Consider the following 17753-nt stretch of genomic DNA (forward strand, 5'->3'; position numbering starts at 1 on the left):
TCCTTAAATATGTATATCCCAAAAAAACTCAATCCAATCGTGAGCCTCTTTTACCTTAAATTCTGGCAAAAGCAGAGCCTTCTCTTTATAAAAGACGGTCGCTATTTTTATATCTAAATTTGGATAACGCTTAAGTAGCTCTCTTTTTATCTCGACCATGCTCTCGCCACTATCGATGATGTCATCGACGAGTAAAATTTTAGTGTATTTGCTAAGATCTGGTACGTTAAAGATATTAATCGTATCAAGCTTATTTGTATCTTCATAATGGATAGAATTTAGGGTAAATAAATTTCTATTATTAAGCGCAACAGCTAGCGAGTGGCCAAGCGTTAGACCGCCTCTTGCCACAGCTAGTATCACCTCTGGGTCAAACTCGTCTTTTATCTGCTTTGCCATCTTTTTAGTATCAACAGCAAATTCATCGTAGCTATAAAATATCATCTTTCTTCCTTATCAATGCACTAAAAATACGATAAAACTAATGAGCGCTAACACGACTACGCCTAAATTTATATCGCTAAATTCTCTCTTTATGAGCTTAACTATGACGTATGACATAAAGCCAAATGCAAGGCCGTTTGTGATCGAATAAGTAAGCGGGATGAGCACAACTATGAAAAATGTCGCAACAGCAATGGCTGGATCTTTGAAATTTATACTAGCAAGCTCAGCAAACATGAGCACGCCAACCATCACAAGGATCGGATAGATGGCATTGCCAGGGATCGCTTTAAAAAGTGGCAACATAAATAATGTAAGTATAAACAAAAGTCCGCAAAATACAGCTGTTAGACCAGTTCTGCCGCCCTCTTCTACACCGCTAGCACTCTCTACAAACGATGTGGTCGTACTTACGCCTACAAGTGAGCCAGCTGCCGTAGCAATAGCGTCAGCTTCAAGAGTTTTTTCAAGTTTTACGACGCCATCTTTTTTGTTTTCATCAAAAATTCCAGCCCTCGTTCCTACACCAGCTAGTGTGCCTATCGAGTCAAAAAGATCGGTCACAAAAAATGTGATAACAACTGGCAGCAAGGCTAGGCTAAGCGCACCTTTTATATCAAGCTCTAAAAATATCGGAGAGATAGAGGCTGGAGTTGAGAAAATTTCTGTTGGATGAGGAGCGATACCAAGCACCCAAGCTATTACTGAAGTAGCAAGCACAGCTAGGATAAACGCGCCCTTTATCTTCCACGCCCAAAAGCAAATAACTAAAAATAGTCCCAAAACGCCAAGAAGTACGTTTGGATCTTTGAAATTTCCTATACCAACCAAAACTGCGTCGCTATTTACGATAAAGCCCATTTGCTGAAACGCGACAAAGCTGATAAACGTGCCTATACCAGCACTTATCGCTCTTCGTAGGTCAAGTGGGATCGATCTTATTATCCACATCCTAAAATTTGTAAACGAAAGCACGACAAATATCACGCCGCTTAGAAAAACAACGCCAAGAGCCGTTTGCCAAGGTACTTTCATACCGATACAAAGACCAAATGTAAAATAAGCGTTAAGCCCCATACCAACGCTCATCGCAACTGGTGTGTTCGCCCAAAGACCATTTAATATCGTAGAAAAGATCGTAATTAGCGCAGTTGCAGTGATGAGTGCCTCATAAGGCATGCCAGTTTTGCTCATAATGATCGCATTTACCGGCACGATATACATCATCGCCAAAAACGTCGTAAGTCCCGCTCCAAATTCCTGCTTCACACTTGTTTTATTTTGTGCTAAGTCAAAAAATTTCACCCCAAGCTCCTTTTAGTAAATTTTAAGTTCGTTATATAAGCTATCACGCTCAACCGGCGTAAAACCAGATGTTTTTATGAGATCGCAAAATGTCTTTAGTGTAACGCCATTTGCGCTATTTGCGCCAGCTGCACTTTGGATGCTCTCTTTTTCTATCGTGCCATCAAGATCATCAGCGCCAAATTCCTGAGCGATCATCGCCAAATTTAGCGTCGAAGTGGCCCAGTAAGCTTTGATATGAGGAACATTATCTAGCACAAGACGTGAGATCGCCAGAGTCTTTAAAATTTCAGCTGATCCTAGAAATTTCACATCTTTTAAGTAGTTGTTTTCTCTTTGATAAACTAGCGGTATAAACGCGTTAAATCCGCCTGTTTCATCTTGCAAGTCCCTTATCCTTAGCATGTGATCGATCCTGTTATCGCGGCTTTCTATATGCCCAAAAAGCATTGTCGCGTTGCTTTGTTTGCCTTTATCGTGCCACATTTTGTGGATTTTGAGCCAGTTTTCGCTACTTACTTTGCCTTTGCAAATTTTAACCCTGACCTCTTCATCAAAAATTTCAGCCCCGCCGCCTGGCATGCTATCGACGCCGTATTCGAGCATCTTCTCTATCACCTCATCATAGCTTAAGCCGTAATGTCTTGATAAAAAGTCGATCTCAGCTGCCGTCATTGCCTTTACGTGAAGGTCTGGATGGACCATTTTTATCTTTTTAAAAATTTCTAAGTACCACTGCCAGCCACTTTTTGCGTTGTGAGCTGATACGATGTGTATCTCCTTTACGCCGTGGCTTACGCTTTCATCAACGATATTTAAAATTTCTTCGTGACTCATTAAGTATGGATTTGGATTTTTTCTATGGGCTGAAAACGCACAAAATTTACAGATATCAGCACAAATATTTGTTGGATTGATATGGCGATTTACATTAAAAAAGACCTTGTTGCCATGCAGTTTTCTACGTTTTTTATCGGCAAATTTAGCCAAGGTAAAAAGATCAAGCTCATAAAGCGAAAAAGCCTCTTGCTTGCTTAATCTCTCGTCACTTTCTAGTTTTTGTAATAGATTCATTATTTTTATCGTCCTAAAGCTGAACTTAAGGCTTTATTATAGGCAAATAAAGCTTTGTTTTTGCAAAAATTATGTAACATTTGCCAAGATATTTTTAACAATGGAAACATTAAATGCTGGCTGATAAAAGTACCAAAAATAGCGACAATTATTTAAAAATCAAAGAGAAATTTCTTGATTTTAAGGCAAATTTGCCAAAACATTTTCAAAAAAATCAGGGTAGAAATTTTGCAAATTTTTTAGCCAAAGAATACGATGATTTTATAAAATCTTATTTAAATGAAACTATGCGAGAATTTTTTGATGATTTTGTACCGCAAAATGATAGCTTTGCATTTAGTGTTTTAGCTACTGGAAAATACGCCCAAACCTTACTTAGCACAAATAGTGAGCTTGAAATTTTGCTAGTTTATAAAAATTTAAAAGGCTACAACATAAAGAATTTCTTAAAAGAATTTAGCGAAATTTTAAGTAGCTCTGGAATAAATTTTTATATAAAAAGCGCTGAAATAGATGAAATTTTTACAAATTACAAAGACGATCTCAAATTTAAAAGCGAAACATCACAAGTCCGATATATCTGTGGTTCAAAAAGTCTCTACCGCTTAGTAAAAAGCGAGATCGTAAAATTAAAAGAATTTGATAAAAAAGCCTTTTTAAACTACCATTTAAAGGCATTTTTGCCGTTTTCTAGCATCAGCTACTTAGCCCAAGAGCCAAATTTAAAAAGTGGCTTTGGCGGGATAGATGAAATTTATCACCTAAACTGCATACTAAATTGCCTTGATAGCGACATTTCAGTTAGATCACAAGCCCTAAAAGTGATGAATGAAAAAGAGATCGCTAGCTTTAACCTAAATGTAGACTTTTTACTAAGCCTACTAACCACCTTAAATTTGACGCAAAATTCTGATACTTTTAGCGCTTCAAGCGTTGAGATCACGACAAATTTCATGCAAACAAAGTCTAAAAAGCTTCAAGATAACGAAAGCGTTATCAGCCAAAAGATGCTAAGTTCGATGAACAATGTCGCCATTTATTCGAGGTTTATCGTCGCTTCTCTTTGCAGGCCATTTTTCAAAAGTGAGCTAAATTTTGATCAGAGAAAATTTGCAAGGCTAAAAAATGGCTTTTACGAGATAAATGGCGTTATTTACGTGCCACTTCATAAAAAGCCAGCTCTCATTGAAAATCTAATAACCGAGCTTTTAGAACTAAAAGATGTGGATTATAAATTTGATATAAGCGCGATCTTTTACATCAAGCGAGCCATCATCACAAAAAGTGGCTTAGAGCGCGCTATCAGCGAGTTTAAAAAGATATTTTTAAGAAAAAATTCCTACGCAATTTTAAAGTCATTGCTCGATGCGCAAATGATACAAATTTTAATAAAGCCAATGGAACACATCAGCCAGCTAGCTCAGTACGACGGCTATCACGAATTTACGGTCGATGAGCATAGTATTTTAAGTGTAAAATTTCTTGAAAATATAAAAGATAAATTTATAAAAAATCTCTATACCGAGCTTTGCTTGGAGGGCAAGACGATGCTAAAGATCGTGACTTTAATGCACGACGTTGGCAAGGGGCTTGGTAAAGATCATGCAAATATCGGAGCAAATATCTTTAGAGCATACGCAAACAAGCTAAATTTAAGCCAAAAAGCCGTAAATATCGGCGTCATCTTGATAAAATACCACACGCTAATGAGCAACGTCTCAAATAGAGAAGACATTTATTCCCAACGCGTTATATTTGCTTTTATCTCAAAGCTTGGCGACAAGCAGGTTTTAAAACTGCTTTACATCCTTAGCTACTGCGTGATAAATGCCACAAACGAGAGGCTCTATAACGCCTACACAGCAAAGCTTTTAAGGGAACTTTATGAAATTTCTCTTAGTGCATTTAGCGATGAAAATTTACTTGATGAAGCAACAAGGCGCGTAAAAAAAGAGCAGTCTGTAAAACGAAATAGCGAGTTTTTGGCGCTTGAACCAAGCTTGCAAGAGAAAATTTTTAAAATCACATCAAATCTTGTCTTTATAAAATATAGTGCGAGTGAGATCATAAATTTAAGCAAGGCTGCAGATAGCTTAGATACGACAGAAATTTTTATAAATAACTCTAAAAATTTAAGCATTCAGATCTATACAAGAAAGAGCCTAAATTTAAGCGCCCTGCTCTATGAATTTGCTAAATTCGACCTGGCATACATGGAAATTTTTGAGCTATTTGAGAAGAAATTTTATATCAGGCTTGATTTTAACCAAAATGTTAAAAAAGAGGAGCTTGAAATTACTAAAAATTTAGCTCTAAAATCCTTAAATAGCGAGGTTCTAAAAGAGCCTTTGAAACCAAACATTAACAAAGATGAGATAAACTTCGAGCTAAATCACTCAAAAGATTATGCCAAACTTAGCATCAACGCAAAAGATCAGCGCGGGCTAATGGCTTATGTGATGAGTGTTTTTGACAGGCTTCATTTTCAAGTCACGAGTGCTAGAATTCAAACGGTTAAAAATAGAACGAGAAATCTCTTTTTGATCGAGAAAAACGAACGACTTGAGAGTAAAGGCGAAGAGATATTAAATTTATTAATAAGTGAGTAAAACATGTGTGGAATAGTAGGATACATCGGAGATAAAGAGAAAAAAGAGGTCATTTTAAGCGGTCTAAAAGAGCTTGAGTATCGTGGATACGACAGCGCTGGCATGGCTGTAATGAGTGATGGCAAGATCGATTTTTTTAAGGCTGTCGGCAAGCTTGAAAATTTAGCCCTAAAGACAAAGGACTTTACATCAACTGGCTTTGGCGTGGCGATAGGTCACACACGCTGGGCGACGCACGGCAAACCAACTGAGATAAACGCTCATCCGCACCTTGGCGAGCACTCATTTGTCGTTCATAACGGCATCATCGAAAACTACAAAGAGCTTAAAGATGAGCTTGAAACAAAGGGCGTGAAATTTGTCAGCCAAACCGATACTGAGGTGATCGTGCACCTTTTTGAAGAAATTTTAAAAGAGAAAAAAGACCCATTTAAAGCTTATGAGGCAACCATCGCAAAGCTAAGAGGCGCTTATGCGACGCTACTTATCACTAAAACGGCACCTGATAAGATATTTTTCGCAAAAGATGCCGCTCCTATGGCGATAGGCAAAAGCGATAAAAAAGAGCTATATTTTGCCTCATCAGATGCACCGTTAATCGGCAACGCAACCGAAGTTGCCTACTTAGATGATAACAACTACGGCTATGTGAGCTTAGACGAGATAGCTGTTTTTAAACATGGCAAAAAGGCAAGCATAACATTTAATGCTCTGCCAAGAGACAAAAGCTATGCCCAAAAAGAGGGCTATACATTTTTCATGGAGAAAGAAATTTACGAGCAAGGTGCAGTCGTATCTGAAACCATCATGGGCAGGGTTAAAAACCACAAAGTCACTCTTGAAAATTTAGACGATGAATACCTAAAAGGTATTGATGATGTCGTGCTTTGTGCGTGTGGGACTAGCTACCATGCGGCACTTGTTGCAAGCTATCTTTTTGAAAGACTTGCTAAAGTTAGAACAAAGGTTGAAGTGGCAAGCGAATTTAGATATAGAAAGCCTTATCTAAACAAAAACTCGCTCTTTATCGTCATTTCACAAAGCGGCGAGACAGCTGACACTCTTGAAGCACTTAGGATAGCAAAAGAGGCTGGGCTTAGAACGCTTGCGATTTGTAATGTCGATAACTCATCTATCGTTAGACTAGCTGACAATACTCTTCTAACTCGCGCTGGCATCGAAAAAGGTGTGGCAAGCACAAAGGCCTTTGCAACGCAGATCATCGTGCTTTGGATGCTTGTGCTTCAAATGGCAGCAGCAAAAGAGTCTGTCAGCAAAAAAGAGCTTGATCACGAGATCAAAACGCTTCTTCACATTCCACAAATTTTAAATATCAATAACTCTCTTCAAGAGAAGCTTCACCGCCTAAGCAAGCATTATTTACACGGTCATGGCTTCTTCTTTATCGGTAGAGATATCTTCTATCCGCTTGCGCTTGAAGGTGCTTTAAAACTTAAAGAAATTTCATATCTTCACGCCGAGGGCTATCCTTCAGGCGAGATGAAGCACGGCCCTATCGCACTTGCAGATGAGAAGCTATTTACGATCGCTTTAATGCCTCAAAATTTACTTTACGAAAAAACAAAAAGCAACGTCGAAGAGCTTGCTGCAAGAGATGCATATATCCTAGCGATAAGTCCACTTGAGTTTGAGCTAAGCGATGACTACGTAAAAACAAGCGTTCAAGATCATTATATGAGCGAATTTTTTGAGATGATGCTTGTGCTTCAGCTACTTGCGCTTGAAATTTCTGTTAGACTTGGCAACAACGTCGATATGCCAAGGAATCTTGCAAAAAGCGTGACTGTCGAATAACTCGTGTGGCTGGCATCTTACTAGCCGCTTAAATTTTTATAAAAGTAGTTTTGCATTATGCTACTAAACATAAATCTTATATTAATATTTTTATAATATTTGCTTATATATAATGCTAAAACCAACTTAAATATTAAGGATAAAAATGAAGTTAAGTTCATCTTTACTAAGTGTAGGTCTTGGAGTTTTACTTTTAAGCGGTTGTGCAACTGGCAATAGCAACGGTGTAACTGGCAGTGCTGCTGGAAGCAATAACAATAATGCTAACACAAAAATAGAAAAATGTAGTAGCACCCTTGGAACACTTGCGTTTTATGAAGACCAAAATTCTGATTGGTATTCATATTTAACACACAACTACAAGCTCACATCAACTATTCCGGTTTTGCGTCTTCTTGCGCAACAAACTGGTTGTTTTGTTATAGTTGAACGTGGCGCTATGATGGATAATATGATGCAAGAGCGTGCACTTGATAGATCAGGCGAACTACGTGGTGGTTCTGGCTTTGGTAAAGGTAAAATGGTAGCAGCTGATTATACTATTCGCCCTGAAATTTTCTTTAGCAACGAAGATACAGGCGGAGCAGGCGCTCTTGTTGAAGCACTTTTTGGTAGTGTAGCAGGTGCTATAGCTGGTGGTTTTTCAACAAAAGAGACGCAAACTACATTGGTTCTTATAGAGAATCGCTCAGGTGTTCAATTAGCAGCAGCCATTGGCTCAGCTTCTAGCACTGATTTCTTTGGTATGGGCGGTAGCGCTGGTGCTTCTCTTGGTGCTGGACTTGGTGTATATTCAAGAACACCTGAGGGAAAAACACTTGTAAATGCTTTCCTTGATTCGATGAATCAATTAGTTATTGCCCTAAAAGATTACAAAGCACAAAATGTAAAAGGCGGTCTTGGCAAAGGCGGAAGCCTAAAAGTAGGAGATTAATATGAAATTTATAGCCATTTTATTTTGTTCATTGACTTTTTTGTTTGCTATGAGCTATGAAAAAAAAGTTGAAGCTAGGCTTTGTGGTCTTATAAATCAAAGAGAAATGGCTAAAATTTATGGCGACATAAGAAGCATTGATAGCTTTGATAAAAAAATAGAAAGCTATAAATTTCGCAACGGAATAGAAAAATTTGACGAGGATAGTTGCCGTGCAAATGGCTACTATCCTGTTGATCCAAACTATGCACCATATCCTCCTAGCTACCGTCCATACTATCAAAATGGATATGATAGATTTCAGCGTGGTTACCGCGGAGGCTACTATAACGATGACGACTATGATGATGGCTTCGATCGTGGTTATAGACGTGGTTATAAGGATGCTAGAAGAGACTATAGGCTAGGTAGATAACTTATCTAGCCTTAACCTTGGCTTAATTCTAATAAAAACGATTTTTACAAATAACAAATCAAAAGCAATATATATATCAAATTTTGCTGCTATAAATAAGTTCCATACGTTGAGCAAAAAATATAAAATACTACTCTTACTTTTAGAAAAATAATGTAAAACTAGTTGAGATGATAGTATCCTAATTGCACAAAATTTTCTTTCTATAAAGGAACAATAGATATCCTTACAAATAAGCTAGAGCAAGATCACAAAAATTTAAAACAAGCGAGATCTGCAAAAACGATCTTTTAAAGGCACAAATCAGTGCTCTAGAAGATTAGATCATCTACTCATCGAGAAAGGCTCAATGGTATAAGTATTCACTCACCTATAAAAAAGATGTTAGACAAAAATTTTGACTGGCGAGCTGGCACTCATGCAACTAGACATAGCTATAATCTAGTCTCGCGTTTGCTTGATATAAATTTAAGCAAATCCCTATGAGCCTTGAGGGAGACCACATGGTTGGTACAATAATATCTTATTCGAATATAGTTATGGTAAAACTTGCAAGATAAAAAGATCTAATTTTAGAGATAATGACATACAGATTATCTCGGACTTGCCAAAAAAGACACAAATCCACTATAAAGCCTTACCAGTAGAGGCATAGAAGATGAGATGAGAACTTTTAAAATTTTATTAATAAAAGCCTTGAAAACGCATATCTAAAAAGTTTTATTGCACATCTTTAGTTTTTTTATCCATCCTTATGATGACAGTAATGGATGCATAACAATGGCTTTGGCACACTACTTTTTAAGAGAAGATGGCGTTAAGCCATTTTCTATCTCTAGCATTATTTAAGCAAATAGAAAAAATTATTATGAAATTTTAGAGTAGATAACAAAGCTTGGAAATAATTTAAATTTTGATTTCACAGAGTGGATAATGTAGCACACCTACAAGCGGTAAATAGCGCTATAAACAAGCTATAAGCTTACTAAAAATATAAAATTTCTATCGTAATTTAAGAGTCAAAGCCATTAAAATTTATCTTTACCTAGTATCGTTGCCAGCTGTTCTTTGATTCTATCATCGAATTCACTAACGCTTATGACACCCCTACTTTCGCACATCTTGGCATCATTAACATCACAGTAGTCACTAAGTGCGTTTTTGTATCCGCCCCTTATGCAAGCCTCTCTGTCTTCTAAAAATCTAGCACCACCAAGGATAAGCACGCCAAGATCAAAACCTATCTTAAATTTCGCACTCGCTGAGCTTTTAACCCAGCTTAAAAATATCTCATCGTATCTTAATCCAAGTGCTCCAACGCCATCTGGCACGACTAAGATATCCACACCATAAAGACTTTCAGCATAAATTTCTGGATGAAGCCTGACGCCAAATTCATCGACAACCTCAGGCTTTATTGCGTAAGTCTTGATATTAAAATCCTCAAATTTATGTAAAAAATCATAAATTTTGGCAAAGCTTAGTAGATTTAGCTTATCAAACATCAAAATGCCAACTTTCATGCTAGCTCCTTTTAATGAAGTGCCTCATTTAGCTTGATCGCCCTTTTGCTCGCACTTGCAGTGATCTGACCTGTTTGGCTATTTTGTCTAAAATGAAGTCCATTTAGCCCGCCAAGCTCAAGTGCTTTATAAATTTCAGCTTCAAATTTAAACTCTGGATTTAGCTTAGCTAACTTTTCGCGCTCGCTAGCTGATATATAGACCTTTGTGCCCTCAAGCACTGCTATGCCAGCATCCACGATGCAGTTATCGCCAAGAGGCACGCCCGTAACTGAGTTTGCGCCAAGCAAGCAGTGTTTGCCAATGCTTACAGGGTTCCCGTTTGTGCCACTTAGCACGCCAAGTATGCTAGCTCCGCCACCTACGTCGCTACCCTCGCCAACTACGACAGAGCTGCTGACCCTACCTTCAACCATCACGCCACCGGTTGTACCTGCGTTAAAGTTGATGTAGGCAGCACCAGGCATAACGACTGTGCCAGGATACACGGCAGCGCCCATGCGAACCTTAGCTGAGTCTAAAATTCTCGTGTTATCAGCCGGAATGATATGGCTTAAAAATCTTGGGAATTTATCGACGCTAACGATCGCTGGATATTCGCCAAACATCTTTAGAGAAATTTCATTTTCTCTTAGCCATTCAAGCTCAATTGGCGTATTTTGGCTAGTCCATGCAACATTTGGTAACGCACCAAAGGCTCCATCAAGTACAATCGTCCTAGGTGCGACCTTACCAAGCGATATCAAGTAAAGCTTGAGATATACGGCCTCCACGCTAAGTGGTTTTGCATCATCAAACAAAAACACAAGCTTAAATTTATTCTCATTTAGTTTAAGATCGTCATCAAATGCCATTTTTACGGCATGTAAATTTTGTACATTTTTATGAGAGCTTATCTCTTTTTCAAAGACACTAAAGAGCTTGCTAGCTTTTTTTACCACTTTTGACGTAAGATCGGCTACAAATTCAGAGTCGTTAAAATCAACCTTAACATCACATTTTTGCAAAGCATAAATATAAGCAGCAGCGCTTAAAAAGCTCTCTTTGTAATTTACAACAGCAAAAGTCGCTTGTAAAATTTTATCTGTATTTTTTTGTCCACGATCGATCCTAGCGATACCAAAAGCAAGTGGATCTTTGTAGCCATCTTTTTTTCTAAATTCTTCAAAAAATTCCTTAAATTCATTTGCATCTTTAAACTCTTTAGACATCTATTCTCCTTTAAATTTTTTCTTAGTCTAGCCAAAAATGGCTAAAAATTTTATGATTTTAAGTCCATTAAAATTTTTAAATATTTTTATATTTTTAATAATGATTAATCTTATCATAAAGTAAATTGCAATAAGATTTTGCAAATTTAAAGAAGGGGTTTAAATGTCAAATTTAGTAACAAAACCTAGATTTGCTCTGGCTGCGTTAATCGGCCTTATCGCTGGTGTTGTCTCAGCCTTTGTCAAATGGGGAGCGGAATTCCCACTTCCTCCAAGAAGTCCGATGGATATGTTTAACGCTGCTTGCGGGCCAGAGAGTGCCATTAGAGCAGCCGATGCGATCGATTGCTCTAGAAATTTCTTAAATCCGCCTTATGTATTTTTAAGGGATTATTTGGGAGTGGCCGATCCAAATGCCGCTATTTACGAGTTTGCAGGGCATGCATTTAACTACGTAATGATGACGCATATATTGTTTTCGATCGTTTTTGCGGTGGCTTATTGTGTTTTGGCTGAGAAATTTCCAAAGATTACAATATGGCAAGGCTTACTAGTTGGCGTTATCGTAAATATCGCTGTTCACGTGATCACACTACCTATTTTGGGGCTTACTCCACCACTTTGGACACTTCCTTGGTACGAGCATGTATCTGAATTTGTCGGCCACATGATATGGTTTTGGTCGATAGAGATCATCCGTCACGACTTAAGAGCTAGGATCACAAAAGAAAAAGATCCAAGTGATTATTGCTGCTGCAACGCATAAGTGCAAGTTTCTGCTGTTTTGGGCTAAAAACCTAAAACAGCAACCAAATTTATCTCACCGTTTAAAAGCAAAATTTATCCGCGATTAGCACTCCTGGCTAAGCTCTAAATTTTCTAAACGAAGTGGCTTTTTGCCTTCAAAAATCACCCCTATACCAAAAGGTTCGCAAATATCAAGCGCACCCTCAGCAAATCTCATCAGCCACTGCTTATCTTGCGCATAAAAAGTACACTGTGGGGACTCAAACGGCAAATCGCAAACTGGCACATCAAGCGCTCTAAGCTCGTCCTTGCTCAAAAGGCATTTTTGCTTAAGCTCATCTTGTAAAAATGTAAGCGCATCTTTTATGTGCCGGTCGATATCCTGAGCGATACGCTGCACAAGTAAAATCGTCTCATCATCCACATCTGCCCCATTTGCCGAGATAAGGCAAAAGAGCACTTGGCCAAAAATTTCGCTTTTTAGCTCCGTCTGGGCATACCAAATAAAACCTTCATCCGTTGCTACTTTTTCAAGCTTGCTAAATTTTAAAGTCATTTTTTATTCTCATTTTTGTGGTTTTGCTACTCTTACGAAAAAGAGCGAAATTTAAGCTGATTTGTAGTGAGTTAAAATTTATCATCTAAAATAGAGATAGCTTATAAATTTGCCCTTTTAGCATAAAGCAAAAGCTAAATTTACAAGCAAATTTTCAGTTTTTCTCGCTATTTAGAAGCAAAATTTCTCATCAGTGCCATTTTGCTTCCGCATAGCTTTAAAGTTAGCAAGATTATCTTTATCTAAAAAGTAATCTTTCTCTTTTTTATTGCGGGCTTCTAGCTTTTCTATGCCTTTTGCAAGGGCTGCTTTTCTATCTTCGTGAGGCGAGCTAAATTCTGGCGAGAACATCGCTTCATAGGCATTTTGTTTAGTCCATTCAAGCGCTTTATCAGCGATCTCTTGTTGCTTTTTGATATCGCAAAATGCATAAGGATTGACCACGTCGCCAACAAGCTTCATAAACGCCCCTATCGCGGCCACCACGTCAGTAAATTTCTCGCCCTCCATGTCTATAACGCCTCTTAGCAAGATCGCGCGGTTTTTTGCCGCATAAAACCAAAATACCGCATCATCGCGAAGTCCAAGATCGTATGCGCGAGCTGAAAGAACAAAAAGAGTTATCGGAGAGACCATTTGTGGGGCGTCTTGCACGATCTTTTCAGCCTTTTTAAAGTCCTCTTCTTTGCCACTTTTTAAAAGCTCATCTATCTTATCATAGACCTTTACGTACTCCACCTTGCCAGCATTTGCTGAGTAGTATGGCGTGACGTAGATGTCGATACTTCTTACTTTGCCATCATTTGCAAAGCCACATACCGCTGTAAAAAGTAGCGCCGTAAGCAGTGATAAAATTTTCATTTTAGCTCCTTGGCTTAAAATTTTTATTATTTTAACTAAAAGCAGTTGAAAAGATTAGGATAAATTTAAGAAAAAGTCCGCAAATTTAAAGCGGACTTCGAAGATTAGTTTTTAAAACTATGAATTGGAGCTGGAATTTGTCCGCCACGAGCGATGAAGTCGGCACTTGAGGCTTTGTTTATCTTCATCACAGGCGCTCTTCCTAAAAGGCCGCCAAACTCGATCATATCGCCCTCACGGCCTAATGGTATGATACGAACGGCCGTTGTTTTTTGATTTATAACGCCGATAGCCGCCTCATCAGCGATCATCGCAGCTATACTCTCGCTTGGCGTGTCCGCAGGTATAGCGATCATATCAAGACCAACCGAGCATATCGCGGTCATCGCTTCAAGTTTTTCTAAATTTAGTGATCCCGCGCGCACCGCCGCTATCATACCCTCATCCTCAGAAACTGGGATAAACGCACCGCTTAAGCCACCCACTTGATTACACGCCATGACGCCACCTTTTTTTACTGCGTCATTTAGGAGAGCGAGTGCCGCAGTCGTGCCGTGCGTACCAACAGCCTCAAGTCCCATCTCCTCAAGCACACGAGCCACCGAGTCGCCCACAGCTGGTGTTGGAGCAAGGGATAGATCGACGATACCAAATTTAACCCCAAGTCGCTCGCTCGCCATTTGGCCAACTAGCTGGCCGATACGCGTGATCTTAAACGCCGTTTTTTTAACGGTCTCAGCCACCACGTCAAAGCTCTCGCCACGCACCTTTTCAAGGGCTCTTTTTACTACGCCAGGGCCTGAAACGCCAACATTTATCACCACATCAGCCTCGCCCACGCCGTGAAATGCACCAGCCATGAAAGGATTGTCCTCGACTGCGTTTGCAAAAACGACAAGCTTCGCACACCCCATCTCCGAAGCTGCCGCCGTCTCTTTTATGATACGTCCCATATCACGCACCGCGCTCATATTTATGCCGGTTTTTGTTGAGCCGACATTGACACTTGCACATACTTTTGAAGTCTGAGAAAGTGCTTGCGGGATAGAATTTATCAAAATTTCATCGCCCTTTTGATATCCCTTTTGAACTAAAGCTGAAAAACCACCTATAAAATCAATACCAACCTCAATAGCCGCCCTATCAAGCGTCTTTGCGATCATTACGTAGTCTTTTGCGTCCGTTGCGGCGCCGATTATCGAGATAGGCGTCACGCTCACTCTTTTATTGACGATTGGTATGCCTAGCTCAGCAGAAATTTCGTTGCCCACTTTGACTAGGTCCTTGGCTTTAGTGGTGATTTTTGCATAAATTTTGTCGCAAGCTTTGTTGATGTCAGGATCGATGCAGTCAAGCAAACTAATGCCCATCGTGATCGTTCTGATGTCAAAATTTTGCTCTTCGATCATCGAGATCGTTTCGGTTACGTTTTTGATGTCCATTGTTTTTCCTTAGATTGTATGCATCGCATCAAAGATAGCGGAACTTTGGATGTTAATCTTGACTTTAAGGCTCTCTCCAAGTTTATTAAGCTCTTCTCTTAGGACCGTAAAATCCTTATTTTCATTACTTGAAACCACCGCCATCATCGTAAAAAACTCATCTAAAATAGTCTGTGAGATATCATCTATGTTTAGTCCTAGCTCGCTAAGCTTTGCTGAGACGCCAGCAACGATGCCGACTCTATCTTTTCCGACTACAGTTACGATCGCTTTCATGTTTTCTCCTATTAAATTTTAAATGATTGCATTTTGGCTCCAAAATTTAAGCCAAGCATCAAGCAAAGCTAAATTTTGGTAGCCAACTTCAAATTGACAAATTTTAAAATTTGCTCTAAATTTTATCTTTTGTAAATTTTACTTCGAGCAAGCACTCTTGCCGTCATTTACTGGCTGGATCGCTGAGTTATCAGCTCCGCCATCACTATTTATATTTTCTATCACTTCCCAAAGTCTAGCAGCCGCACTCTCGTAGCGTTTTGCAGTGACTGAGTTTGGCTCGTAAAAGCTAACTGGCTTACCATTATCGCCGCCCACACGAACAGCTGGCTCGATAGGGATTTCAGCCAAAATTTGCGTGTTGTAAGCTTTTGCTACCTCTTCAGTCGTACCTTTGCCAAAGATGTCGTACTCTTTGCCATTATCTGGGCAGATGAAACCACTCATATTTTCAATGACGCCAGCGATTGGGATGTGAAGCTTCTCAAACATATCAAGCGCACGCTTGCTATCGTCAAGCGCTACCACTTGAGGAGTTGTGACGCAAACACCTGCCGTTACTGGCACGCTTTGAGCTAGAGTTAGCTGCGCATCGCCCGTTCCTGGAGGCATGTCGAGAAACAAGACATCAAGCTCGCTCCAAAGTACGTCTTTTAGCAGCTGCTCGATCGCTTTCATGATCATTGAGCCACGCCAGATAAGGCTCATGCCCTCTTCCATCAAAACACCCATACTCATCATTTCGACACCATGGCTAAGTATCGGTTTTAGCTTGTTACCAACGACTTGTGGTTGAGTATTTACTTCGCCAAGCATTCTTGGGATATTTGGTCCGTAGATGTCAGCGTCTAAAATTCCAACCTTTTTGCCTAGTTTTGCCATTGAGATGGCTAAATTTAGAGTCGTGGTTGATTTACCAACGCCACCTTTTCCTGAGCTTACCATTACGAAATTTTTAACTTGTGGCGCGATATTTTTACCACTTTGAGTGTTACTTTTCTCCTCAGGTATCTTTGGCTGGATCAAATTTAGCACATACTCATTTGAGCCCATGACACGTTTGATGTCTGTTTTTAGCTCGTTTGCCACTTCTGGGCTTGAACTAACTATCTCGACTTCAATTAAAATTTTATCGCCTATTTCTACATTTTTTACAAAGCCAAAGCTAACTATATCTTTTTCAAAACCAGGATATATAACACCTTTTAGTCTATTTAAGACCTCTTCTTTATTTAACATTTTTCTCCTTTTTCTAGATCTTTTGAAATTTTATATGCACAAAATTTTGGTCCACACATCGAACAAAAATGAGCACTCTTAAACGCCTCTTCTGGCAAGCTCTCATCATGAAGCTCCCTTGCTTTTTTTGGATCAAAGCTTAGCTCAAACTGCTTGTTCCAGTCAAATGCATATCTAGCATCGCTCATAGCGTGGTCTTTTTCTATAGCACCAGCCTTGCCAAGTGCGACGTCAGCGGCATGAGCTGCTATCTTATGAGCTACGATTCCCTTTCTTACGTCATTTTCATTTGGCAAGCCAAGGTGCTCTTTTTGCGTCACATAGCAAAGCATGCTAGCACCGTGATATGCTGCCATCGTGCCACCGATGGCTGACGTGATATGGTCATATCCAGCACCGATATCAGTAACAAGCGGTCCAAGCACGTAAAATGGAGCATCATGGCACAGCTCTTGTTCAATTTTCATATTATACTCAATTTGACTTAATGGCACATGACCAGGACCCTCTATCATCACTTGCACATCTTTTTCCCACGCACGAAGCGTTAGCTCCCCAAGCACCTTTAGCTCGCTAAGCTGCGCCTCGTCCGTAGCGTCGTAAAGACATCCTGGGCGAAGTCCGTCACCAAGCGATAGAGATACATCATATCTTGCACAAATTTCTAAAATTTCATCAAAAATTTCATAGAAAGGATTTTGTCTCTTTAGCTTTGACATATAGCTGGCACTTAGGCTACCCCCACGGCTTACTATGCCCATTTTTCGCTTTTTAACAAGCGGCAAAAACTCACGCAAAAAGCCAGCGTGTATCGTAAAGTAACTCACCCCTTGTTTTGCTTGCTTCTCTAACACTTCCAAAATAAGCTCATTTGTGATATTTGTAACCTCTTTTGCCTCTTTTAAAATTTCATACATCGGCACCGTACCTATCGGAACGCTTGAATGCTCGATGATCGCACTTCTAATAGCATCCAAATCGCCGTCCGTGCTTAGATCCATGACCGTATCAGCGCCAAATTCGAGGCAAATTTCAAGCTTTCTAAGCTCAGTACAAATATCACTACTTAAGCTTGAGTTACCGATATTTGCATTGACTTTTGTCTTTAACTTTCTGCCTATACCCATTGGTTTTAAATTTATGTGATTTACGTTTGCTGGGATGATGATTCTGCCATTTGCCACCTCACCCATCAGTAAATTTTCACTAAGCCCTTCGATCCTTGCCACATAGCTCATCTCCTGCGTTATCTCGCCGCGCCTAGCATAATACATCTGCGTCTTATCTCTCATATAAGGCCTT

General features: G+C 39.4%; 16 protein-coding genes. 5 read left to right on the plus strand and 11 right to left on the minus strand.

Annotated elements, in window-relative coordinates; translation table 11 throughout:
• Positions 1-3 precede the first annotated feature (3 nt).
• The 3 genes from MTT30_RS04835 to mqnE are packed head-to-tail and all read right to left on the minus strand — an operon-like array spanning position 4 to position 2826.
• Positions 4-444 carry a phosphoribosyltransferase gene (locus MTT30_RS04835; protein WP_054196841.1) on the minus strand — a complete coding sequence of 147 codons (441 nt, stop codon included), beginning with the start codon at positions 442-444 and terminating at the stop codon, positions 4-6.
• A gap of 12 nt (positions 445-456) precedes the next feature.
• Positions 457-1749 (minus strand): NCS2 family permease, encoded by a 1293-nt coding sequence (locus tag MTT30_RS04840; RefSeq protein ID WP_072594681.1) that lies wholly within the window; start codon positions 1747-1749, stop codon positions 457-459.
• A 12-nt stretch (positions 1750-1761) separates the two neighbouring features.
• Positions 1762-2826 (minus strand): aminofutalosine synthase MqnE, encoded by a 1065-nt coding sequence (gene mqnE / locus MTT30_RS04845; RefSeq protein WP_429801815.1) that lies wholly within the window; start codon positions 2824-2826, stop codon positions 1762-1764.
• Positions 2827-2936: 110 nt separating this feature from the next.
• Here mqnE and MTT30_RS04850 point away from each other — a divergent pair, with 110 nt between their 5' ends.
• From MTT30_RS04850 to MTT30_RS04865, 4 genes are all read left to right on the plus strand, one after another.
• A complete protein-coding gene (locus MTT30_RS04850; RefSeq protein WP_429801173.1) occupies positions 2937-5432 on the plus strand; it encodes an HD domain-containing protein in 2496 nt (831 codons plus the stop codon).
• A 3-nt stretch (positions 5433-5435) separates the two neighbouring features.
• Positions 5436-7247, plus strand: coding sequence for a glutamine--fructose-6-phosphate transaminase (isomerizing) (glmS, locus tag MTT30_RS04855; protein WP_429801174.1), 1812 nt, complete (start codon positions 5436-5438; stop codon positions 7245-7247).
• Positions 7248-7392: 145 nt separating this feature from the next.
• Positions 7393-8181: a peptidoglycan-binding protein gene (locus tag MTT30_RS04860; protein ID WP_429801175.1), complete on the plus strand. Its 789-nt coding sequence runs from the start codon at positions 7393-7395 to the stop codon at positions 8179-8181.
• A 1-nt stretch (position 8182) separates the two neighbouring features.
• Complete coding sequence (locus MTT30_RS04865; protein WP_087583832.1) at positions 8183-8596, plus strand: gamma-glutamyl phosphate reductase; 414 nt, start codon at positions 8183-8185, stop codon at positions 8594-8596.
• 1028 nt (positions 8597-9624) lie between these two features.
• On the opposite strand, the gene MTT30_RS04870 is transcribed toward MTT30_RS04865, so the two are convergent.
• Entirely contained in the window at positions 9625-10119 is a 495-nt protein-coding gene (locus tag MTT30_RS04870; protein ID WP_429801176.1) for a hypothetical protein, read from the minus strand.
• 11 nt (positions 10120-10130) lie between these two features.
• A complete protein-coding gene (locus MTT30_RS04875) occupies positions 10131-11330 on the minus strand; it encodes a tetrahydrodipicolinate N-succinyltransferase N-terminal domain-containing protein (RefSeq protein WP_429801177.1) in 1200 nt (399 codons plus the stop codon).
• A gap of 163 nt (positions 11331-11493) precedes the next feature.
• Here MTT30_RS04875 and MTT30_RS04880 point away from each other — a divergent pair, with 163 nt between their 5' ends.
• The gene (locus MTT30_RS04880) at positions 11494-12096 is read left to right on the plus strand and encodes a YagU family protein (protein WP_084109298.1); all 603 of its coding nucleotides are present in this window, start codon (positions 11494-11496) and stop codon (positions 12094-12096) included.
• A gap of 84 nt (positions 12097-12180) precedes the next feature.
• Here MTT30_RS04880 and MTT30_RS04885 read toward each other — a convergent pair whose 3' ends face one another.
• The 6 genes from MTT30_RS04885 to thiC all read right to left on the minus strand — a co-directional run bounded on the left by MTT30_RS04885 (position 12181) and on the right by thiC (position 17743).
• Complete coding sequence (locus tag MTT30_RS04885; protein WP_429801178.1) at positions 12181-12633, minus strand: hypothetical protein; 453 nt, start codon at positions 12631-12633, stop codon at positions 12181-12183.
• 171 nt (positions 12634-12804) lie between these two features.
• Positions 12805-13494, minus strand: coding sequence for a cytochrome-c oxidase (locus MTT30_RS04890; protein ID WP_429801179.1), 690 nt, complete (start codon positions 13492-13494; stop codon positions 12805-12807).
• A gap of 104 nt (positions 13495-13598) precedes the next feature.
• Positions 13599-14936, minus strand: a complete 1338-nt coding sequence (locus MTT30_RS04895; RefSeq protein WP_087580664.1) for a PFL family protein — start codon at positions 14934-14936, stop codon at positions 13599-13601.
• 9 nt (positions 14937-14945) lie between these two features.
• Positions 14946-15212, minus strand: coding sequence for an ACT domain-containing protein (locus tag MTT30_RS04900; protein WP_087583839.1), 267 nt, complete (start codon positions 15210-15212; stop codon positions 14946-14948).
• 138 nt (positions 15213-15350) lie between these two features.
• The gene (locus tag MTT30_RS04905) at positions 15351-16451 is read right to left on the minus strand and encodes an Mrp/NBP35 family ATP-binding protein (protein WP_087577746.1); all 1101 of its coding nucleotides are present in this window, start codon (positions 16449-16451) and stop codon (positions 15351-15353) included.
• A complete protein-coding gene (thiC, locus tag MTT30_RS04910; RefSeq protein ID WP_429801180.1) occupies positions 16445-17743 on the minus strand; it encodes a phosphomethylpyrimidine synthase ThiC in 1299 nt (432 codons plus the stop codon). Before thiC ends, MTT30_RS04905 begins: the two co-directional genes overlap by 7 nt.
• Between the last annotated feature and the right edge of the window lie 10 nt (positions 17744-17753).

The organism is Campylobacter concisus (assembly GCF_050447445.1).
Taxonomy (GTDB): Bacteria; Campylobacterota; Campylobacteria; order Campylobacterales; family Campylobacteraceae; genus Campylobacter_A; species Campylobacter_A concisus_BI.